This is a genomic window from Pseudomonas migulae, assembly GCF_043225285.1.
Taxonomy (GTDB): Bacteria; Pseudomonadota; Gammaproteobacteria; order Pseudomonadales; family Pseudomonadaceae; genus Aquipseudomonas; species Aquipseudomonas migulae_C.
On record NZ_CP171224.1, the window covers coordinates 3960641 to 3981234 of the forward strand.

The 20594-nt window shown below is 58.2% G+C and carries 16 protein-coding genes; 8 read left to right on the top strand and 8 right to left on the bottom strand.

The annotated features are described in order from the left end of the window. The first annotated feature begins 72 nt into the window (after positions 1-72). The 5 genes from ACF6ZU_RS18105 (at position 73) to ACF6ZU_RS18125 (ending at position 6672) form a co-directional block, all read left to right on the top strand. The gene (locus tag ACF6ZU_RS18105; protein ID WP_392885656.1) at positions 73-2595 is read left to right on the top strand and encodes a TcfC E-set like domain-containing protein; all 2523 of its coding nucleotides are present in this window, start codon (positions 73-75) and stop codon (positions 2593-2595) included. Between the two features lie 28 nt (positions 2596-2623). Further along, positions 2624-3892: a hypothetical protein gene (locus ACF6ZU_RS18110; RefSeq protein WP_392885658.1), complete on the top strand. Its 1269-nt coding sequence runs from the start codon at positions 2624-2626 to the stop codon at positions 3890-3892. Between the two features lie 51 nt (positions 3893-3943). Further along, positions 3944-4684, top strand: a complete 741-nt coding sequence (locus ACF6ZU_RS18115; protein ID WP_392885660.1) for a molecular chaperone — start codon at positions 3944-3946, stop codon at positions 4682-4684. A 50-nt stretch (positions 4685-4734) separates the two neighbouring features. Continuing rightward, positions 4735-5223 (top strand): CS1 type fimbrial major subunit, encoded by a 489-nt coding sequence (locus tag ACF6ZU_RS18120; RefSeq protein ID WP_392885662.1) that lies wholly within the window; start codon positions 4735-4737, stop codon positions 5221-5223. Between the two features lie 195 nt (positions 5224-5418). Then, on the top strand, positions 5419-6672 hold the full coding sequence (locus ACF6ZU_RS18125; protein WP_392885663.1) for a hypothetical protein: 1254 nt from the start codon (positions 5419-5421) through the stop codon (positions 6670-6672). Between the two features lie 39 nt (positions 6673-6711). On the opposite strand, the gene ACF6ZU_RS18130 is transcribed toward ACF6ZU_RS18125, so the two are convergent. Then, positions 6712-9828, bottom strand: a complete 3117-nt coding sequence (locus ACF6ZU_RS18130) for a transglycosylase domain-containing protein (protein WP_392885665.1) — start codon at positions 9826-9828, stop codon at positions 6712-6714. Between the two features lie 308 nt (positions 9829-10136). Continuing rightward, positions 10137-11762, bottom strand: coding sequence for a glucan biosynthesis protein D (locus tag ACF6ZU_RS18135; protein ID WP_392885667.1), 1626 nt, complete (start codon positions 11760-11762; stop codon positions 10137-10139). Positions 11763-12178: 416 nt separating this feature from the next. Here ACF6ZU_RS18135 and ACF6ZU_RS18140 point away from each other — a divergent pair, with 416 nt between their 5' ends. Then, positions 12179-12364 carry a hypothetical protein gene (locus tag ACF6ZU_RS18140; RefSeq protein WP_392885669.1) on the top strand — a complete coding sequence of 62 codons (186 nt, stop codon included), beginning with the start codon at positions 12179-12181 and terminating at the stop codon, positions 12362-12364. A gap of 245 nt (positions 12365-12609) precedes the next feature. Here ACF6ZU_RS18140 and ACF6ZU_RS18145 read toward each other — a convergent pair whose 3' ends face one another. Then, positions 12610-13110 carry a Bro-N domain-containing protein gene (locus tag ACF6ZU_RS18145; RefSeq protein WP_392885670.1) on the bottom strand — a complete coding sequence of 167 codons (501 nt, stop codon included), beginning with the start codon at positions 13108-13110 and terminating at the stop codon, positions 12610-12612. A 506-nt stretch (positions 13111-13616) separates the two neighbouring features. Here ACF6ZU_RS18145 and ACF6ZU_RS18150 point away from each other — a divergent pair. Together ACF6ZU_RS18150 and ACF6ZU_RS18155 are read left to right on the top strand one after the other, a co-directional pair. After that, positions 13617-13859 (top strand): AbrB/MazE/SpoVT family DNA-binding domain-containing protein, encoded by a 243-nt coding sequence (locus tag ACF6ZU_RS18150; protein ID WP_392885672.1) that lies wholly within the window; start codon positions 13617-13619, stop codon positions 13857-13859. Further along, positions 13859-14260 (top strand): type II toxin-antitoxin system VapC family toxin, encoded by a 402-nt coding sequence (locus ACF6ZU_RS18155; RefSeq protein ID WP_392885674.1) that lies wholly within the window; start codon positions 13859-13861, stop codon positions 14258-14260. The genes ACF6ZU_RS18150 and ACF6ZU_RS18155 overlap by 1 nt, the downstream gene beginning before the upstream one ends. A gap of 229 nt (positions 14261-14489) precedes the next feature. Here ACF6ZU_RS18155 and ACF6ZU_RS18160 read toward each other — a convergent pair whose 3' ends face one another. The 5 genes from ACF6ZU_RS18160 to ACF6ZU_RS18180 all read right to left on the bottom strand — a co-directional run bounded on the left by ACF6ZU_RS18160 (position 14490) and on the right by ACF6ZU_RS18180 (position 20587). Then, positions 14490-15974 carry an APC family permease gene (locus ACF6ZU_RS18160; protein ID WP_392885675.1) on the bottom strand — a complete coding sequence of 495 codons (1485 nt, stop codon included), beginning with the start codon at positions 15972-15974 and terminating at the stop codon, positions 14490-14492. Positions 15975-16218: 244 nt separating this feature from the next. Further along, positions 16219-17643 carry a gamma-aminobutyraldehyde dehydrogenase gene (locus ACF6ZU_RS18165; RefSeq protein ID WP_392885677.1) on the bottom strand — a complete coding sequence of 475 codons (1425 nt, stop codon included), beginning with the start codon at positions 17641-17643 and terminating at the stop codon, positions 16219-16221. A 158-nt stretch (positions 17644-17801) separates the two neighbouring features. After that, a complete protein-coding gene (locus ACF6ZU_RS18170) occupies positions 17802-18611 on the bottom strand; it encodes an ABC transporter permease (protein ID WP_392885678.1) in 810 nt (269 codons plus the stop codon). Next, a complete protein-coding gene (locus tag ACF6ZU_RS18175; protein ID WP_392885679.1) occupies positions 18601-19548 on the bottom strand; it encodes an ABC transporter permease in 948 nt (315 codons plus the stop codon). Before ACF6ZU_RS18175 ends, ACF6ZU_RS18170 begins: the two co-directional genes overlap by 11 nt. A 1-nt stretch (position 19549) precedes the next feature. Beyond that, positions 19550-20587, bottom strand: coding sequence for an ABC transporter ATP-binding protein (locus tag ACF6ZU_RS18180; protein WP_392885681.1), 1038 nt, complete (start codon positions 20585-20587; stop codon positions 19550-19552). Positions 20588-20594: the final 7 nt, after the last annotated feature.

Consider the following 20594-nt stretch of genomic DNA (forward strand, 5'->3'; position numbering starts at 1 on the left):
CGGTCGACAGATCATCTCCTGCCGGCCGGCACTTCTACTGTTTTGATCGTTAAAACTCAGGGTATCCCGTTCATGTTCCCGATGACTCCCATCGCGGCTGCGCTTGCACTTTTTTTATGCGCAAACGCACTTGCCGCGCCCACTGAAAGTGGCACGACACCCCGAAGTCTGCTCGCTCAAGCCAAAGGTTTGCCAGCGGACTTCGAAGAGCACTTCTTCGATGTGCCACTGGCCGTTCGGGTGGAACTTGATCAACAACTTCTGGGGGAGGCGATGATCGTGTTATCCCGCGATGATCGCGTCACTCTGCTTGAGTTCGCTGATGTGGGTGACAGCAACATCACCCCCAGCGAACGTGAGATATGGGCCACTTACTTAAAGAAAGGCGTAGCGCTTGGCGCCTGTGAAGGCAGTTGCCCGGAGCAGATGCTGGCTGTGCACTACAACCTGCAAAATTCCCTGGTGTCGATCGTCACCGAAAACGCCGAACGCAACTACGAAGCCAAGCGTTATTACGAGTTGCCCGAGGGCGGCAGCAGCGGCTTGATCCTGCGCAACCAGTTGAACCTGAACGGTGGTCAGGAGCAGGATCTGGGTGGGCGTTACGGTCTGGAAGCCAGCAGCAGCCTCGGCAACTGGACCCAGAGCCTGAACATGCAACTGGCCCGTTTGGGCGGCCCGGATGACAAGCTCTATCACGCGGTGCACGAGCTCTACACCCAGCGTGAACTCGAAGGCCGCTTTCTGCGCCTGGGATATTTCACACCCAACTCCGAAGGCCTGAGCCGTCAGCCGCGTGCATTCGGTGCCAGCCCCGATACGGCGGCGGGCATCATGTATGGCAGTTCCGACAGCCTGGCCATCAATAGCCCCAAGCCCAGCGTTTACCCGATCTATGTCACCGCCAACCGCCAGGCGTCGGTGGAGATTTTCCGCAACGGCCTGTTGATCAATACCCAACCGGTCGATGCCGGCTTGCAGACCCTGGATACCCGGCCCTTGCCCGGCGGTATCTACGAGGTGGAAGTGCGCTTGATCGAAGACGGTCAGATCACTTCCACCACGCAGGAACTGGTGTACAAACCGACCAACTGGCGCAACCAGGACAGCCGTTGGCGCTACAACCTGTTCGCCGGGCAAGAAAGCAAATTGCTCAGCAACTGGGACGAGCAGGCCTACGGTGACATGACCGCCGGCGCCGCCTTCAATTTCCTCCTGCATCCACGGGTGATTCTCGGGGTTTCTGGCCGTCAGGTGCGGGACAAAATGCAGTACGGCTCTTCGGTCGACTGGACGCTGGCCAACAACACCAGCCTGTTCGCCAACGTCTATCAGACCGAAGACCACGGCACCGGTATGGACCTGCAAGCGATGTACAACTATGGGGGCGGCAGTGTGTTTGCCACGCATACCCGCAGTTGGCTGGACACCACCAACACCTACGAAACCTTGCCCGATGGCACGCGTATCCGCCAGCGCAATGTGTTCATCGGCCAGACCAGCACCTCGTCGTTGTCGGTGAATCATCGGGTCAGCAGTAGAAGCTCGATCAACGGGCGGGTGTCTCACAGCGATGGCAATGTCGAAGGCGTAGGCGTGGACCTCGGTTGGACCCAACGCGGTAACCTGTTCGGCAGCGATGCCAACTGGCGCTTCTCGGTCTTCGACCGGCCCGGCAGTTTCAGCAGCGGCGACAAACGCAATCGCGGGGTCGATCTGAGTGTCAGCCTGGCACTCGGCGGGCCGGGTGAGCAGTGGTCTGGCAGCATCGGTACTCGCACGTCCCGTGAAGGTGATCGCGACAACAACGCTTCGATCACGTATCGCAAGGACCTGCAGGACCATGTGCTGCAAAACGTATCGGCCACGGCGATTACCGACACCTACGGCATCGGGCTATCCGGCACCGCGAATTTCAGCAACGAAATCCTTAATGGCGATGCCTTCGTTCAGCGCTCTTCTTTCAATGACAACCTCACCGGCGGCTTGAACCTGGACAGCACGGTGGCCGTGGGCGGGCAGAAAATCGTCATGACCAGCCAGCATCATGGGGCCGGGGCCGGGATGATTGTTGACGTCGAGTCTGACCTCGATGACATCGCTCTGCGCGCCGATGACCTGAGCGGTGGCAGCGCCACCCTGCGGCCTGGGCGCAATTTCATCCCGATCACCGCCTACAAAAACAGTTCGGTGAGCTTCGACTTCGAGGGCAACCACCCACCGGCCGCGAGCATCCAGCCGCCACGCACCCGCTATCACCTGAACAAGGGCGGCGTGGACTACCGCAAGATTACCGTCAGCAGAACCTTGACCGTGCTGGGCCGCTTGATCGATCCCCAAGGCAAACCGCTCAAAGGTCATCACGTCATCAACCACGCCAGCCGCGGGGTCAGTGAAGTCGACGGGTTCTTCTCCATGGAAATGCAGGCCGGTTCACCGACTCTCGAAGTGCGGCATGGCAACCAGCTTTTGTGTCAGTTCCGCCTCGACACGACCAATGCGCGCAATGAAAACAATGTGCTGATGATCGGGGATTTGCGTTGCACCCCGGACACCCTGGCGGAGGCGACAAATAGTAATGAAACGGCCGGTTGAGCTATGCGTTCAATATTTAGGATTTGATATGAACATCCCGAAAGAGCTGGCTGTGCGCGTTGTAAAAAAACTGCTGGCTAACGCCATAGTGTTGTTTTTTAGCGTACCCGCATTCGCTGTAACAGTACCTATTACTGCTGAGTTCAGACCAGAGCCCGGCAATCCTGGTGTCAACAATTTCAAGAACACAACGCCTGTAACGGGGATCTGCGCTCACTCCGGGTACAGTACTTATTGTCAGTCAAAAAGCCTGTTCAGCATCAACACTCCAATTTTGTTTAATTCGACAGGAGTTATTGCGGCTGATCACACCAACCCTCGCATGGGGGCGATGATACAAACCCGATCGGGATGGAGGGACCTGCAGGTCACCCCGGTCGGAGGCGGAAAGACAGAAACATTGAGATTCCGGATATCAGGGATTTCCAGCACGTATAAAAGCCCCACGCCAATTGCCGAGTTGGTAGGCGGAGGAGTTGGCGATGCTGTAGCCCATGAAATGCTCTGGACGGGTGGTAACTGGAATATTGCCCCAACACCTTGCGTGGAAACCGGTAGCAGGGCTCATCCATGGCCTCGCCAGTTTCTGTTTTTCTGGTTGACACCGGCTGATGGCCTATGCGCAAAAACAGCCAGATTCGATATTCCCGAACTTCAGTATTACGGCCTCGATTTTGTCTATGAACTGCTCACCCCCAATCCTCTGGGAATGGCGTCCGGCGAGTACAGCGGCCGCTTGGCCGTTAGCTTGGGGCCTGGTGGGGATATTGATATGGGTGACGTCATGCTGCCAGACGACAACATTATCGATTTGGAGTTCACGTTGCTGGTGGACCATATGTTCAAGGTAGAAGTGCCACCGGGAGGCAACCGAATACAACTTGAGCCCCAAGGCGGATGGCAGGCCTGGCTGCAACATGGGCGCAAACCGACGCGGTTGTTCAGGGACCAGACCTTTCATGTCTGGACCTCTGTTCCTTTCAAGATGCAGTTGGAGTGCAGCCTCCCGCATGGTGATACCTGTGCTGTAAGAGATGGGGAGGGCAATAGCGTTCCACTGGATATCGGGGTCACCCTGCCTAATGGCATGAAGGATGCCTCCGGCGAACCGGTAAGGCATCGCCCCTTATTGCTGAGTGGCAGCGGAACAGAGAGGTTCGATCCGGCTTTTTATCTGGATCGCAAGCCCGGCGCCTTGCACTTTGAAATCAAGCGGGAAGACATGGAGCAAATGTTGAAGTTCGCTGGCCACACCTATTCGGGCGAGGTCACCGTTATTTGGGACTCGCAAATTTGATTTACAACGCCGGCGCGCCCGTTTGCAATTAATTAAATGAGGTTTTAATGCATGAAACATTTACTGCTGTTTTTATTTTTTTCTCTTGGCTCTCACGCCATCTTTGCCGGGCCGCAAATTAATGTCGGGGTGGTCTATGACTATCTGGATGGCGATAAAAGTACCTATTTGAAACGGGTCTTCAATGGCGGCGACAGCACTGCATTTGTGAAGGTCAATATCCTTGAAATAGTCTACGACGCCGATGGGACGTCCCGTGAAATCCCGCTTGCCACGCAGGCCGACGCCAGCGCCCGTGATGGTCTGATGGCCAGCCCGGCCCGGTTGATCGTTCCGGCAAACGGCATGCAGGGCACGCGCCTGTTGTACATGGGAGAGCGGGAAAAAGAGCGTTATTTCCGCGTACGGTTCGTGCCGGTGGTTCCTGAGAAAGAAGATGAATTCGCGGTGTCCGCGGAAGAACGTGAAGACTACAAAAAAGGTCTGTCCGCCGGGGTCAACGTGTTGGCCGGTTACGGCACGGTGTTTTTCGTGCGACCCAAAGAAACGCGTTTTGACAGTGTGATCAATGACGGTGCTGGCAAATATGAAATTCGCAACAACGGGAATACCGTTGTGGTGATTGACGAGTTCAAGGACTGTTCGGTGAAGAACGAAGCTGAATGCCAGCCCACCACAAAACATCACGTCATGGCGGGGCGGACTTTTCAGTTCGATAAGCAGGCCGGCCGTGAATACCGCTTCACCCTGATTGAAGGTTCAGCGACAAAGAAGCTTGAGATAAAGGGATAAAGAACATCTTTGTTTCTCTAAAGACTGGCTTTGATGTACAGGTGAAAAACATGTTTAAAGTAATAACGACGGCAGCTTCAATGGCGATGCTGACGCTGACCAGTACCAGCGTGTTTGCAATCAGGTTCAGCGAAACCTTTGATGTCTCGGTCACCATTCCCACTGCCGAGTTTCATGTTATACCGAGCGATACCGACTGGATTCACCAGGAGCAACGCCTGAACTGGAATCCTGTCACCTCTGAGCTAAGCCCTCTGCGCAAACAGTTCGATGTCAAAAACGAAAATGGCGCTATTTCTGCCCGTCTGTACTTTGAACCCTATCTGAGTAACGGCAATGACACTGACGACATTCCATTGGTCGTCACGTTCAACAACAAAAGACTCACCCTCAATCCCGACGAAGTGATTTCGGAAATGGATGGCCGGACGGGTAAGCGCGTGGGGCTGGAAATTGCCGCTGTAAAACCGGGAGATGGATATAAGTCAGGTGACTATTACGGTAGCGTCCATATGATTTTCGAAGCCATAGCGCCTTGACGGATTTTGTCAGTACAGACGCGGCGAAGAAGTTCAAGGTTTTCGATCAGACGGGTTAGAACAGATGCTGAACGGTGCCGAGAAGACCTATTCAGGTCATGTCACGGTGGTCTGGGATTCTGAAGTTTAAACAATATTGGCCCTCGAAAGAATTCGTGGGTGCCAGGAGTAGCGCCTGGGTCAAAAGGAAAGTACATGGATATCACAAAGCGCTTTACACACCGGCTTGGCCAATACTTCAGCGCCTCTTTGCTCATGTTGGCATCCGCCAGCGCAAGTGCGCTGGTACAGGAAATTACCGCGAAGTTCAGTCCGGACCCGACCAACCCACTGAAAAACGAATTCGTCAACACAACGCCGGAAAGCGGACTTTGTGCCTATCACGCCCCGGCGATACCCCTGTGCAAGGCACTGGGTATCTTTGGGATTCGCAGTAGTCTTATCGTCCGCTCTAACGGCCCTATCCTCGCTAATCACGAAAACCCCCGACAGGGCGCCATGTGGAAACTGCCTTCGGAGTGGCGGGATGTGCAAGTCACTCACAACGTGACCAGGGAAGTCGAGACGGTGCAAGTTCGCATTGCGGGTATTGGACACCGTTGGGTCCTGGACAGACCGCCGGGTGTCGGTGCATGGGAAAGACCGGGCATCATCGGTTGGGCTAATCAGTGGAAGTTGGCACCCAGCCCGTGTGTGGGTATCAACTACATCGCAGCGTCCACCAGTTTTGCTTTGTTCTTTTGGGTCGTTCCTGAAGGTGCGGGAGTCTGCAGTCGGCAACCGGGCACGGATATTCCGCGGTTCACATACGATGTACTGGAATACGCCTATGCCATAAAAACCCCTAAGCCTTTGACGATGTCCTCCGGGCAATACACCGGCAGCATCAGCTACAGCATGGGCCCAGGCCTCGATTTTGATTTCGGTGATGTCATGATTCCCGAAGACGATCAGTTCACGTTCAACTTCACGCTGGACGTGGAACACACACTCAAAGTCGAAATCCCCCCCGGCGGTAATCGGGTGGAATTGGTGCCTCAAGGCGGCTGGCAAGCCTGGCTGAACCAGGGCCGCAAACCCACGCGGTTGTTCCGCGATCAAACCTTCAACCTGTCGGCGTCGTCGCGTTTCAAGATGAACCTGGAGTGCCAGTACCCGGACGGCAACACGTGCGCACTGTCGGAGCCGACCTCGGGGGATAAAGTGCCGCTGAACATCAGCGTGACGCTGCCCAGCGGTCTGACGGACGCCAGCAACCAGCCGGTCAATCGCCTACCGTTGTTAAGTGACGGCAGCGGCACCGAGTTGTTCCAGCCCGGTCATTACGTCGATCGAAAACCCGGCGCGCTGCACTTCGAGATATCTCGGGATAATGTCGAACAGATGCTGACCGGGGAAAACAAGACCTACGCGGGCAATGTCACGGTGGTCTGGGATTCGGAAGTGTAGTTGTGCCAATCGGCGAGCGCTGACCACCCGGCCAGCGCTTCACCGCCGCGCCACTTCAACCGGCGAACACTGCGTGTGACTGCCCGGCTGCAAATACGGCGTGAGAATCGGCGCCATGCCCTTGAGCACCTGCACCGGTAACGCCGACGTGAACTTGAACGTTTCGGCGGAGGCGCCCGGCACGAAGGCGGTCAAGGTGCCGAAATGGCTGTCACCGATGTAGAACACGAAGGTCGCCGTACGGTTGATCGACTTCGAACTGAGGATCCGCCCGCCGGAGCCGATGGCTTCGATGCGGTTATCCCCGGTCCCGGTCTTGCCGCCCATGGCCAAGGGTTTGCCGTCGGCGGTCACAAAGCTGCCGGACACCCGTTTCGCTGTACCTGCATCCACCACTTGCGACAAGGCTTCACGCATGGCCGTGGCGACTTCGGATGGCATCACCCGTTTGCCGGCATCCGGGTCGTTGATCAGCTTGGTTTCGTACGGCGTGTTCGCCGCAAAATGCAGGCTGTCGATGCGCAGCGTCGGCATGCGCACGCCATCGTTGAGAATGGTGCCGATCAGCTCGGCCAACGCGGCCGGACGGTCACCGGAGCTACCGATGGCGGTGGCCAGCGATGGCACCAGGTGATCGAACGGGTAGCCGACTTTCTGCCAGCGCGCGTGAATGTCGAGGAACGCTTCGATCTCCAGCATGGTGCGGATGCGGCCGTCGCGGGCGCCTTTGTGTTTGCTTTTGAACAGCCAGCTGTAAACCTCCTGGCGTTCAAACTGGCTGGCTTTGACGATGTCGCCCCACTTGGCGTCGGGGTGATTGAGCAAATAACCCATCAGCCACATTTCCAGCGGGTGGACCTTGGCGATGAAGCCCTGGTCCGGCAAGTCGTAAATGCCCGGCGCGTAATTTTCGTAGAGACGTTGCAGACGCTCGTCCGTGAGTTTCTCGGTGAGCTTTGCGCCGCTCAAGTGTGAGCGCACGAAGGTGTTGAAACTTTCCTGGCTGGCTTGTGGCAACAGGTAACGATGCACCGCCGCCATGCGGATCGGCGTCGGTTTCATGCTGTCGAGGAAGGTTTCGAGCCGTGCCTGGGTGTCCTTGTTTTTGTAGCGCTTCCAGAACTTCAGCAGGAACGAAGTGCCTTCGCGGTCGGCGAACGACGCCAGGTATTCCTGACGCCGTGGATCGCGGTCGTCACCCATCAGCGCGGCGCTGTTGTTCGGGCCGGAATACGTGGTGTAGCGCACCAGGTCGCGCATCAGCCGGATGAACGGCAAGTTGATCGATTCACGCAGGGAATCGCGCAAGGTCGGAATGCGGTTGTTGTCTTCCTTGCGGAAGTTGTGGAAGAAGTGCAGCCCGCCACCGGTGAAAAAGGCCTCACCGGGGCTGGCGGAATACTTGCGGTCCAGCGCCGCACCGAGCATGGCCGACAGGTTGCGGTCCTTGGTCTGGATCAGGTAATCGATGGCCCACTGACTCAAGCGGTCCTGATCCGGAATTTCGACTTTCTTCAGCTCCGGAACGGTCATCCCGACGTACTTGTCGTGCAGCTCGGCGATGATTTGCAAGTAGGTGGTGAGCACGCGCATTTTCGCGGTGGAGCCCAGTTCCAGCTTGCTGCCTTCGTTGATGTCGAAGGGCTGATCGGTGCTGTCGGTCTGCACCCGCACCCGCGAACCGTCCGGAGTCAGCTCGAACAGCGTGAAGCTGTAACGCACCTGCGTGGTGCTGGTGGGCGTGAGCAGGCGTTCACCCATCAGGCCGATCTGTGCGGCGTAGGCTGGGTCTGACAGTCGCTTGAGGTATTCGGTGGCCTGGGTCTGCAAGCCGCCTTGCAGGGTGCTGGTGGCCGAAAGATCGAGGCGATCGAGGTCGTACAGCGGCCGGTTGAGCAGGCCGCCCAAACGACTGCGGGCCACGCTGATGCCTTTGTTGGTTTCGATCGGCTGAATGGTCGGCTGGGTCTGCCAGTCGCGGTACGTCACTTTGCTGGCCAGCGCGGCCGCCGCAAATTGAGCATCGATCACGTTGTTCTGTGCCAGCAGGCGGATATGGCTGTCGGTGAGGTCGGCCAGTTCGTCATGGCCCTTGGTCAGGTAGTGGGAAGGGCGGCGCTGGGCGATCATCAACGACAGCATTTCCCGCAGGGCCAGGCCTTTTGCGGCCATGGTTTTCGGATCCGTGTCGGTGCTCGCCAGCCGTTCGTTGGCCTCGTTGAAATCGGCGCCGTACCACACGCGCAACCCTTCGGCCATGCCATGCACTTCACCGTGGCCGGGTACGGCGGACAGCGGCACGCTGTTGAGGTAATCGCGCACCACATTCTGCCGCGCTTCGAGGGTGTCCGGCCCGGCCTGATAAGCGCGCACGCTCGCGGAAATCATCTGACGGATTTTTTCCCCGCCCGACACGGTCAAGCCATCGGGCGAATGTCGGTACTTCTCCAGTTGCGTTGCCAGGGTGCTGCCGCCCGCGGACTGGCCGGGCATGTGCAGCATTTTCGCGACCTGCGACCACGCGGCCATGCCGAACCGCGGCCAATCCACGGCAGGGTTGGCCCGAGGTTGGCGCGGGTCAAGCAGGAAACGGTTTTCGATGAACAGCAAACTGCTGACCACCACCGGCGGTATCGAGTCGAAGCTTGAGTAGAGTTGTTGCGGGTACTTGTACTGGTAAAGCGGCGCCGCACGGCAATCGGTAATCGACAGGCCGGCCTGGATTTTTTCCGCGTAGGGTACGAAAAAGCCCTTGTCGGTGTAGTCCATCAGCGGTTGCGAAAAACGGGTTTGTGCTGCAACGACGTAATCGCGCTTGATCAGGCGCGGCAGGAATTCACCCAGAGAGCTGTAGCCCAGGCGCAGGTCAAAAGGGCCGGCGCCCGGGTAGCGAATGGCATCGCTGGGGCCGGGTTTGAGTTCGTAATTCAGGGTCGCGGCAAATTTGCTGACTTCCCGGGATTGAAATTTCGAGGTGCGCATTTCCTTGGCGGCCGCGAGCCCCACGACGATCGCGATAATCAGCAGCAACAACCAGAACGCACTCCAGCCGTGCTTGACGCGGCTACGGCGAGGTTTTTCAGGTAAAGGCGCTTCATCCACACGTTCAGTCGGAACCACAGTTTTACTCGAATCGGTTTGCCACAAAGCGCCCATAGTCGATTGATCCATTCACGCAGATTGATCGGACTTGTCTGAAGCTTAGTCGGTGGTTGGCGATGCTGAAAAAATTGTGAATAGCCACATATCGAAAACGTATCAAAACCGTCGGGGATCGATGGTTTCGTCATGTTTCGCCTGAAATGAAAAAGCCCCGGTCGTTTTGACCGGGGCTTTGTGTGAGGCCTGAACAACGCAACCTTGTAGGAGCCGGCTTGCTGGCGATGGGCGCACCTCGGTCTGTCAGATACACCGAGGTGATTTGATCGCCAGCAAGCCGGCTCCTACACGCGAAAGAGTTCGCTTCAGGTGTACTTACGCTTCTCCGGCGCCGGCGGGAAATACTGGTACAACCACGTCTCGCTCAACGTCCGGTCATTGGTGCGAATGAACAACCGCAGCTCCACCGGTTCCACGCTGTCATTGGTCGGGAACCAGTCAAAGGTAATCCTGTAACCCTTGATGTCATCCAGCACCAACACGTTGAAGTCCTTGACCTGACCGTTGGAGCACGTGACCACCGGTTCGATGCCCGTGCCTTCGGGCAAGCGATCCAGCCCGCCGCCGGTGAAATCCACGGCAAACCGGCGTGCCCAGACTTCCGGGTAATGCTCGCCCGGCGCCCAGCCTTCAGTGAAACCGCCCATGCCCGAACGAGTCGCGTTGACCCGCGCCAGCGGTGTGCCGACCGGCGGCAGGGCGCTCCAGTAAAGCTTGTAGCCGTAGTTCAGGGAATCACCGGCCGCGACCGGTTTTTTCGGGGTCCAGAATGCGACGATGTTATCCAGGGTTTCGCCGGTGGTAGGAATTTCCAGCAGGTCGATAGAGCCTTCGCCCCACGCGGTGGTCGGTTCAACCCACAGGCTCGGACGCTTGCTGTACCAGTCGACGGTGTCCTGATAACTGGCGAACTCGTGGTCGGTCTGCACCAGACCGAAGCCTTTCGGGTCGGTGTCGGCGAACGCGTTGAATTGCAGGGTCGCCGGGTTGTTCAGCGGACGGCAGATCCATTCGCCGTTGCCGCGCCACATCGCCAGGCGATCCGAGTCGTGGATCTGCGGGTGAATGGTGTCGCACATGCGCCGCTCATGGGTGCCGCAGCTGAACATGCTGGTCATCGGTGCGATACCCAGTTGTTCGATGGCGGTACGCGCATTGATGTGGGCGTCGACCGCCATCACCACCTGACTGGCCTGGCAATCGATGTCGAAACGGTAGGCGCCGGTGGCGCTTGGCGAATCCAGCAGGGCGTAGACCACGAAACGGGTGCTGTCCTTATCCGGAGTCTCGAACCAGAACTTGGTGAAGTCGGGGAATTCCTCACGCTTCTTGGCGTAGGTATCGACCGCCAGACCGCGTGCCGACAGGCCGTATTGGCCAGTGGCATCGACCGCGCGGAAATAACTGGCACCGAGGAAAGACAACACGTCATGCCGGTCCAGCTCCGGTGCCTTGAACAGCTTGAACCCGGAGAAACCCAGATCGCCGGTGAGCTGTTTGGTATCGACCGTGGTGTTTTCGTAGTTGAACAGCGAAGGCCGGAAATGCACTTCCCGCGCCTGACGTGTCTTGGGATCGACGCTGTACATGCGCACCGGCTGCTTGAAACCCATGCCGACGTGGAAAAACTGCACGTCCAGCTGGCCTTTCAAATCCTTCCACAGCGAATGATTGGCATCGTAGCGAATCGCGTTGAAATTCTGCGGTGTCATCGTCGCCAAGGTCGGCGGCAGCACCTGCTTGGTGTCCTGATAGCGGTTGCCGGCAAGCTGCTTGGCCTGGATTTTCAGGGCTTCGAAATCGAAGGCCTGGGCCTCGCCATCCGCCGTGCCATTACCGGCCCAGGCCCGCGAGGCTAAAAGGCCGGTGGCGGACAAACCGGTGTAGGCAGCAATGGCCATGGACGCTTTGAGCAAATTCCTGCGGTGCATAAGTACAACCTGTCGTGAACAATCCCGCGCCGTTCCTGGCACGTGCTGGATCAGAAATGGAGGTTCGGACATGCCTTCGGCCAAACGCAACGGACTTTAAACAGATGCCAAATAGCTTAAACCGTTCGGTTGCAGAGCAAAAATGATTGATGGCGTGGCAGTGGCACCGCTATGAAACAAGACATTTCCGGTTCACGTTTCCCACAGCCATTTCTGATTTACAGGGCATTCCTGCTTTTTTCGACTAATTACTCTAAAAACCGCTTTTCAGCGCCAATTTACTTCCTATTCTATGGGCATGACCGGTTTCTGCCCTCAGGCCGGTGGGATTCAGTTGGTACAAGGAAGCGGCTGAAAAAAATGGAAGGGCGATGCGGTATCTGAAGTTTTCTTTGACGTAGAGAGGGACATCGTCCATGTCGAAAGTACAAGGCATCACCGAACTGTTGGGAATCTTCCCGTGCCTGGGTATAGGACGGCGAAGGCGCCGGCTCAATTCCGAGGAGTTGAAGCTGGTGGAGAGGTATCGCGAGTTGTCGGAGAGTGACCGGATTGCGATGCGCTATCTGGTGGATGCGATGCGGAGTGTTTCGCGGTTTTGACGGGGAGGGTTACCGGGAAAGCCATCGAATAGAGGTACTCCAAGTGAAAGGGGCGGACTGCGAGGTCCACCCCTTTTTTCTTAATGCTTCGACTGGTTAGAAAACCCATTAGATTCTCACCATGAGCACGGTCCCCTGTAGGAGCCAGCTTGCTGGCGATGGTCGTTAACGATAACGCGTGCTGCCTGGTTCAACTCGGCGCCTTTGCGTCCATCGCCAGCAAGCTGGCTCCTACAGGTATTGCTTCAGCTACAGGTACCCATGATCGGAAACGGCCGCTGCGCTTGAACTAAATCCGGCATGTCCCGCCACTTGATCCAGGCCGAATCTTGCCAGTGCAGCAGCGGCACCGAGAGCCCGCCCCATTGCAATGAACTCAGGCTCGGAATGTTTTCGACCGAGTTTGATTCTCGCAGTGCAGGTATCACTTCGTTACTCAACCATTGGCGCAAGTTGCGGTTTTCCGGGACGAAATGGTGGACCAGCAAAGCGTACATTCCAGATTCGCTAACCATCAGCGACTCGACTGTTCTGCCGTTCTTCAGCAGCCAGACATACCGGCGTTGATCAGGATCGAGTTTTTGGGTGAGTCGTTGGTCAAGCGGGCGGCCCATCAAACGTCCCAGGTCGTGGACGCAGAACCAGGCTTGGTTGGCTTGCATGATCGCGTGGAGGAAGCGGTTGTGGCGGGGAAAAACAGTGGGGATGAAATGAGGATGAGTTTCCGACGGATTTAGCGTGTGCATTTCTTCGACTCCATGTTGAGAAAGGAGCCGCCACTAATCCTTCGACAGATTGGGGTGGCGGACCGTGCGGCGTTCGAAGTCGGGACATTCTCGATCAACATGTAAGCCAAGAGGCCCGCGCCACACGGTCCACCATAAAGCGAAACGAAAAGGCAAAAATGTGCCCCAGTTCCTATGGTGGTGCGGATGCGCCATGTTGATGATTGACCGGCTTCGACCCCGGGCCGCTGATTTGGCAGCGACGGGACAAAGCCTATCGATCAGGCGCTCGCGGCGGCAAGTCTACTCCGGCGACGCGTGTCGTAGGAATCCAAGCCTTTGCGAGAAGGCTTGGTCTGTAGGATTTTCCTGTTTTTACACTGGCTGCTGGAACGCTGCACCTGAAGCGCAATTTTTCGGTTATTTATTCGAACATTGGAAAAGAACGATCCTCGATAAGTGGCGGTTGCAGAGGCTGCGATCAGGTATTACTTTGTTTGGATGGGTAATACTTTTAGGAGCGAGATATGTCGACTATGACCAGCAAAGGCCAGGTAACCATTCCTAAGCCGATTCGGGATGCATTGCATCTGACGCCGGGCGCGGCCATAGAATTCAGTGTCAACGAACAAGGCGAGGTGGTGCTTCACAGCGCCAAGATCAAAAAGGACAAGACGAGTGCTCCCGACCGTTTTGATGCGGTGCGAGGCAAAGCCGATATCAAATGGCGTACAGACGAACTGATGGCCTTACTGCGTGGGGAAGATTGATGGTGTTGGTCGATACAAATGTTCTGATCGACGTTCTGGAAGACGACCCGGTTTGGGCCGATTGGTCTATCCAGCAGCTTCGCGCTCAAGCCAGGGTACATGAACTGGCGATCAATCCAATTATCTACGCCGAGTTGTCTCAAACGTTCTCCACATTTGAAGCGTTGGACGAAGTAGTGAATCAACTCGGATTGGTGATGCAGGAGGTTCCACGCCCGGCGTTGTTTTTGGCTGGTAAAGCATTCATCCGATATCGGAAGGTGGGTGGTAGCAAGCACAATGTTTTGGCAGATTTTTTCATTGGCGCCCATGCAGCCGTGAAAAGGTTGCCGTTGCTGACGCGAGATGCCAGGCGATATCGCAGCTATTTCCCTTCGGTTAATTTGATTGCTCCTACCTAAGCTGAATTTACTCTCAGTGGGAAGACTTACCAATCGGCTTAAATGGCTTGGCAAAGAGAGCAGAACTCTACCCAGGCGACAGGGTTAATACCCTCTTCTGTGAAAGTAAAACCGCCTTTAGGGGCGGTTTTTTTGTACGTCGAAATATTCACCAAGCCGCACCCGCATCAACGACTTGGACCCCGCCCGCATCGCTGCGGGCAAGTCATGAATTGAAGATCGGTTTCTGTTAGTGACTCACCTTCCACGCATCCCCAGCAGGCGCCGTCCCATGGTCATACGGCTTGGCAATCCACATGTAAATCAGCCCCAACCCAATCACGATCGCCGTGCTCAGCACCATCGCATAGTTGATGTACCACGCAGCATCCGGTGTGCGCGGCCAGGCCATGTTGATAATCGCGCCGACGCCGTAGACCAGCGCGCCGATGTTCACTGCCCAGCCCCAGGTGCCGAGGGTGAATTTGCCGCTGGGTTTCCAGCCTTTCACACGGGCATACAGGGCGGCGAGGACGATCATCTGGAACGCGAGGTAGATGCCGATCGCGGCGAAGCTGACGATGGTGGCTACCGCGTCTTGCAGGAAGAAACCGAGGATGATGATCAGCGCCGGCAGGACGCCGGAGACGAACAGCGCGGCGACTGGAACTTGGGTCGTAGGAGAAATCTTCTTCAGCAGCGAGCTGCCGATGACCATTTCATCCCGAGCGTAGGAATACAGCAGGCGACTTGCCGCCGCTTGCAGGCTGATGACGCAAGAGATGAAGGAAATCATCACCACGCCCATGACCATTTTCGAACCGACCGGGCCGAAGGCATTGTTGAGGATGGTGCCGACCGGGTCTTTGTCGGTGCCGTTGATCACGGCTTGCATGTCCGGCACGGCGAGGATCAGCGCCAGGCAGGCGAACATGGCTGCGACGCCGCCGATGTAGATGGTCATGCGCATGGCCACCGGGATCTGCTTGCTCGGGTTCGGGGTTTCTTCGGCCACGTCGCCGCAGGCCTCGAAGCCGTAGTACAGGAACATCCCCGCCAGCGAGGCGGTGAGGAAGGCCGGCAGGTAGGAGCCGTTGATGCTGATGTCGAAGGTGTTGAACAGCACGCTGATCGATTGATGACGTTCGAAGATCAGCAGGTACACACCGACGATCACCGCGCCGACCAGTTCGCAGATAAAGCCGAACATGGCGATGCGCGCCAGCACTTTGGTGCCGCTGAGGTTAACCAGTGTGGCGAACAGGGTCAGCACCAGGGCGATGACGATGTTGGTGTTGTTGCTCGGTTCAAAGCCCATCATCGCGGCCAGGTACGGACCGGCGCCCACGGCAACGGCGGCGATGGTGACGCACAGGGCGATGGAGTAGATCCAGCCGACCATCCACGCCCAGCGTTTGCCCACCAAACGACGGGCCCAAGGGTAGACACCGCCGGAAATCGGGAACTGCGAGACCACTTCGCCGAAGATCAGGCAGACCAGCAACTGGCCGCAACCGACCAGCAAATACGCCCAGAACATCGGTGGTCCACCGGCGGCCAGGCACAGGCCGAAGAGGGTATAAACCCCTACGACCGGAGAGAGGTAAGTGAAGCCCAGGGCGAAGTTTTCCCACAGGCTCATGCTGCGGTTGAAGTTGGAGGTGTAACCCAGCTTGCGGAGTTGCTCGGCATCGCTGTCGGCAGCGGCTGCGGAGAGTTCGGGTAGTACGCTCATGGTGTGTAAGCTCCGGAAAATCGGCAGATTTCGGATGTCCGAAACCGTGGCAGGGCCATGACGGCGCTGCCCGGATCGGTGGTTATTGTTTTTGGGGTAAAGCCTGGTGGTGCGTGATGCCGGTTTCTGCCTTGAAACCGGGGTGACGCCATCGCCAGCAAGCTGGCTCCTACAGGTTTTGTTCCGTACGCCAATAATGTGAACGACACAAAACCCTGTAGGAGCCGGCTTGCCGGCGATGTTTTTAGTGCTTGAACATCACATGCCGCACAACGGTGTAATCCTCCAACCCATACATCGACATGTCCTTCCCGTAGCCGGACAATTTCTGACCGCCATGGGGCATTTCGCTGACCAGCATGAAGTGCGTGTTCACCCAGGTGCAGCCGTACTGCAAGCGCGACGCCAGGCGATGCGCGCGACCCACGTCGGCGGTCCAGACCGACGACGCCAGGCCGTAGTCCGAATCGTTGGCCCAGCCCAGCACCTGCGCTTCATCGCTGAACTTGGTCACTGACACCACTGGCCCGAACACTTCGCGGCGGACGATTTCGTCGTCCTGTTGCGCGTCGGCCAGCACCGTCGGCTCGAAGAAGAAGCCATTGCCTTCAACCGCCTTGCCGCCGGTGATCAGGCGGATGTGCGATTGCGCCACAGCGCGTTCGACAAACCCGGTCACGCGGTCGCGGTGTTGCGCGGTGATCAGCGGGCCGAGTTCGGTCGTCGGATCATCCTGCAAGCCGTACTTGATGCTGCTGACTGCCGCGCCGAGCTTCTCGACGAACTTCTCGTAGATACCGGCCTGCGCGTAGATGCGGCACGCGGCGGTGCAATCCTGACCGGCGTTGTAGAAACCGAAGGTGCGGATGCCTTCCACGGCAGCGTCGATGTCGGCGTCGTCGAAGATGATCACCGGGGCCTTGCCGCCCAGTTCCATGTGCATGCGTTTGACACTGTCGGCGGTGCTGGAAATGATGTTCGAACCGGTAGCGATGGAGCCGGTCAGCGACACCATGCGCACTTTCGGGTGGGTAACCAGCGGGTTGCCAACGGTAGGACCGCGACCAAATACCAGGTTGAGCACGCCGGCCGGGAAAATGTCCGACGCCAGTTGTGCCAGGCGCAACGCGGTCAGCGGGGTTTGTTCCGACGGCTTGAGCACCACGGTATTACCAGCGGCGAGGGCCGGGGCGATTTTCCAGGCGACCATCATCAGCGGGTAGTTCCACGGCGCGATGGAGGCGATCACGCCCACCGGGTCGCGGCGGATCATCGAGGTGTGCCCGGCCAGGTATTCGCCGCCCGCCGAACCGCTCATGCAACGGCTGGCGCCGGCGAAGAAACGGAACACGTCGGCAATCGCCGGGATCTCGTCGTTCAACGCGGCGCTGTAGGGTTTGCCGCAGTTGTCGGATTCGAGTTTGGCCAGCTCTTCACCGTGGGCTTCGATGGCATCGGCGAGTTTGAGCAGCAGCAGCGAGCGTTCTTTCGGCGGGGTTTGCGACCAGCTGTCGAACGCGGCATCGGCGGCGCGAACGGCGGCGTCGACCTGGGCTTCGCTGGCTTCGTTGATTTCCACCAGCACGCGGCCGAGGGCCGGGTTGAACACCGGTTGGGCGGGGCCTTCGCCGTCGAGCAGTTGGCCATTGATCAAGAGTTGGGTTTGCATGGCATTGTCCTCGTCAAACATTTCTTGTTTTGAAACCGGCCCCTGTAGGAGTGAGCCTGCTCGCGATAGCAGTCTTACAGTCGACATCGGTGTTGAATGTCAGCCCGTCATCGCGAGCAGGCTCGCTCCTACAGGGGGGTGTTGTGTCTGTTATGGGTTTATTTCCCGCCACTACCGGCCACGCTCTCACCACCACGGGTCAGGTAATAGGCGCCGAGAATCGGCAGCATGGTCACCATCATCACCAGCATCGCGACGACGTTGGTCACTGGCACATCCCGAGGGCGGCTGAGCTGGTTGAGCAGCCACAGCGGCAAGGTGCGTTCATGGCCGGCGGTGAAGGTGGTGACGATGATTTCGTCGAACGACAGCGCAAACGCCAGCATGCCGCCGGCCAGCAACGCCGAGCCGAGGTTCGGCAGGACGATGTAGCGAAAGGTCTGCCAACCGTCGGCGCCGAGGTCCATCGAGGCTTCGATCAGACTGTGCGAGGTGCGGCGCAGCCGGGCGATGACGTTGTTGTAGACGATCACCACGCAGAAGGTCGCGTGGCCGACGATGATGGTGAACATCCCCGGCTCGATCCCCAGCGTCTTGAACGTCGCCAGCAGCGCGATCCCGGTGATGATCCCCGGCAACGCGATCGGCAGAATCAGCATCAGCGAGATGCCCTGCTTGCCGAAGAAATCCCGCCGGTACAGCGCCGCCGACGCCAGCGTGCCGAGCACCAGGGCGATCAGCGTCGCCACGGAGGCGATCTGCAGCGACAGCTTGATCGCTTCCAGCACGTCCGGCCGCGAGAACGCCACGCCGATCCACTTCAGGGTGAAACCCTTGGGCGGAAAGCTGAACGCCGCATCTTCGGTGTTGAAGGCGTAGAGGAAGATGATCAGGATCGGGAAGTGCAGAAACACCAGCCCGCCCCAGGCAGCGATTTTCAAGCCTAGAGAAGCTTTCTCAGAGTGCATCGAAGGCCCCCAGTCGTTTGACGATGGTCAGGTAAATGGCGATCAACACAATCGGCACCAGCGTGAACGCCGCGGCCATCGGCATGTTGCCGATCGCACCTTGCTGGGCGTAGACCATGCTGCCGACGAAGTAGCCCGGCGGGCCCACCAGTTGCGGCACGATGAAGTCGCCCAGGGTCAGCGAAAACGTGAAGATCGAACCGGCCGCGATGCCCGGAATCGACAGCGGCAGAATCACCTGCATGAAGGTCTGGCGCGGCTTGGCGCCAAGGTCGGCCGAGGCTTGCAACAGCGACGGCGGCAAACGCTCCAGCGAGGCCTGAATCGGCAGGATCATGAACGGCAGCCAGATGTAGACGAACACCATGAAGCGCCCCAGGTGCGAGGTCGACAAGGTGCTGCCGCCCACACCCGGAATGCCCAGCACGAACTGCAAGACAGGCTCCAGCCCCAGGTGCTGAACGAACCACTGCGCCACGCCGCCCTTGGCCAGCAGCAGTGTCCAGGCGTAGGCCTTGACGATGTAGCTGGCCCACATCGGCATCATCACCGCGATGTAGAAAAACGCTTTGGTCTTGCCGGTGGTGTAGCGCGCCATGTAATAGGCAATCGGGAACGCGACGATGGCGCTGGCGATCGACACCACCACGGCCATGCTCAGGGTGCGCAGGATGATGTCGAAGTTCGATGGCTGGAACAGCGCCGTAAAGTTCGCCAGGGTCAGGTCGGGGCTGACCGACATGGTGAAGTCGTCGAAGGTGTAAAAACCTTGCCACAGCAACACCAGCAGCGAACCGAGGTAGATCGCGCCGAACCACAGCAGTGGCGGCACCAGCAGCAGCGACAGGTAGAAATTCGGCCGGCGATACAGCAGGTTGGAAAACCTGCGCAACGGCGAGCCGCTGGCCGGGGTTTGAGGGAGAGCCACGCTGGTCATCTCACACCCCGCCGGCAACGGTGTCGTGCAACGGGATCATGGCTTCCCGCGCCCAGCGTGCGCTGATGCGTTGCCCGGTCTGGTGTTGCGCGCTGACGTCCAGCCACTGGTTGTTGGCCTGGCTGATGTTGAGGGTCTGGCCGTTCTCCAGTTTCAACTCGTAGCGCGTGGCACTGCCTTGATACTGAATGTCGTGGAGCAAACCGCTGACTTCGATTTCGTGGCTGGCCAGCGGGCCCTCGGCGAATCGTACGTGTTCCGGACGAATCGAAAACGGCTGCGGATTGCCGCTGAGCTGTTGCGCCAGATCACCGCGAATCACGTTGGAGGTGCCGACGAATTCCGCGACGAAGGTGGTCGCCGGTTTCATGTACAGGTTGCGCGGCGTATCGACTTGCTCGATGCGACCCTTGTTGAACACGGCCACGCGGTCGGACATCGACAGCGCTTCGGTCTGGTCGTGGGTGACGAAAATGAAGGTGATGCCGAGCTGGCGTTGCAGCTTCTTCAGCTCGCTTTGCATCTGCTCGCGCAGCTTCAGATCGAGGGCGCCGAGGGGTTCGTCGAGCAGCAACACCCGAGGGCGATTGACCAACGCACGGGCCAGGGCCACTCGCTGGCGCTGACCACCGGAAAGCTGCACCGGCTTGCGCTCGCCGTAGCCGCCGAGGGCAACCATGTCGAGGGCTTCTTCAGCGCGTTTGCGACGTTCGGCTTTACCGACGCCTTTGACCTTCAAACCATAGGCGACGTTGTCGAGCACGTTCATGTGCGGGAACAACGCGTAATCCTGGAACACGGTGTTTACATCACGTTCATACGGCGGCAGCCCGGCGGCTTCTTCGCCATGAATACGGATCGAGCCTGCGCTCGGTTGTTCGAAACCGGCGATCAGGCGCAGACAGGTGGTCTTGCCCGAGCCGGAAGGGCCCAGCATGGAAAAGAACTCGCCGTCCTGGATGTCGATGGAAACCCGGTCTACGGCTTTCACTTCGCCGAAAAGACGGGAAACGTTGGTGAACTGGACTGCAAGCGTCATGGTGCGG

Excerpts from the sequence above, each read along its gene's own strand:
- ACF6ZU_RS18165 (WP_392885677.1), bottom strand. The coding sequence starts at position 17,643 with ATGCAAACCCAACTCTTGATCAATGGCCAACTGCTCGACGGCGAAGGC.
- ACF6ZU_RS18150 (WP_392885672.1), top strand. The coding sequence starts at position 13,617 with ATGTCGACTATGACCAGCAAAGGCCAGGTAACCATTCCTAAGCCGATT.
- ACF6ZU_RS18155 (WP_392885674.1), top strand. The coding sequence starts at position 13,859 with ATGGTGTTGGTCGATACAAATGTTCTGATCGACGTTCTGGAAGACGAC.
- ACF6ZU_RS18110 (WP_392885658.1), top strand. The coding sequence starts at position 2,624 with ATGAACATCCCGAAAGAGCTGGCTGTGCGCGTTGTAAAAAAACTGCTG.
- ACF6ZU_RS18175 (WP_392885679.1), bottom strand. The coding sequence starts at position 19,548 with ATGACCAGCGTGGCTCTCCCTCAAACCCCGGCCAGCGGCTCGCCGTTG.
- ACF6ZU_RS18130 (WP_392885665.1), bottom strand. The coding sequence starts at position 9,828 with ATGGGCGCTTTGTGGCAAACCGATTCGAGTAAAACTGTGGTTCCGACT.
- ACF6ZU_RS18180 (WP_392885681.1), bottom strand. The coding sequence starts at position 20,587 with ATGACGCTTGCAGTCCAGTTCACCAACGTTTCCCGTCTTTTCGGCGAA.
- ACF6ZU_RS18135 (WP_392885667.1), bottom strand. The coding sequence starts at position 11,762 with ATGCACCGCAGGAATTTGCTCAAAGCGTCCATGGCCATTGCTGCCTAC.
- ACF6ZU_RS18160 (WP_392885675.1), bottom strand. The coding sequence starts at position 15,974 with ATGAGCGTACTACCCGAACTCTCCGCAGCCGCTGCCGACAGCGATGCC.
- ACF6ZU_RS18145 (WP_392885670.1), bottom strand. The coding sequence starts at position 13,110 with ATGCACACGCTAAATCCGTCGGAAACTCATCCTCATTTCATCCCCACT.
- ACF6ZU_RS18140 (WP_392885669.1), top strand. The coding sequence starts at position 12,179 with ATGTCGAAAGTACAAGGCATCACCGAACTGTTGGGAATCTTCCCGTGC.
- ACF6ZU_RS18115 (WP_392885660.1), top strand. The coding sequence starts at position 3,944 with ATGAAACATTTACTGCTGTTTTTATTTTTTTCTCTTGGCTCTCACGCC.
- ACF6ZU_RS18120 (WP_392885662.1), top strand. The coding sequence starts at position 4,735 with ATGTTTAAAGTAATAACGACGGCAGCTTCAATGGCGATGCTGACGCTG.
- ACF6ZU_RS18125 (WP_392885663.1), top strand. The coding sequence starts at position 5,419 with ATGGATATCACAAAGCGCTTTACACACCGGCTTGGCCAATACTTCAGC.
- ACF6ZU_RS18170 (WP_392885678.1), bottom strand. The coding sequence starts at position 18,611 with ATGCACTCTGAGAAAGCTTCTCTAGGCTTGAAAATCGCTGCCTGGGGC.
- ACF6ZU_RS18105 (WP_392885656.1), top strand. The coding sequence starts at position 73 with ATGTTCCCGATGACTCCCATCGCGGCTGCGCTTGCACTTTTTTTATGC.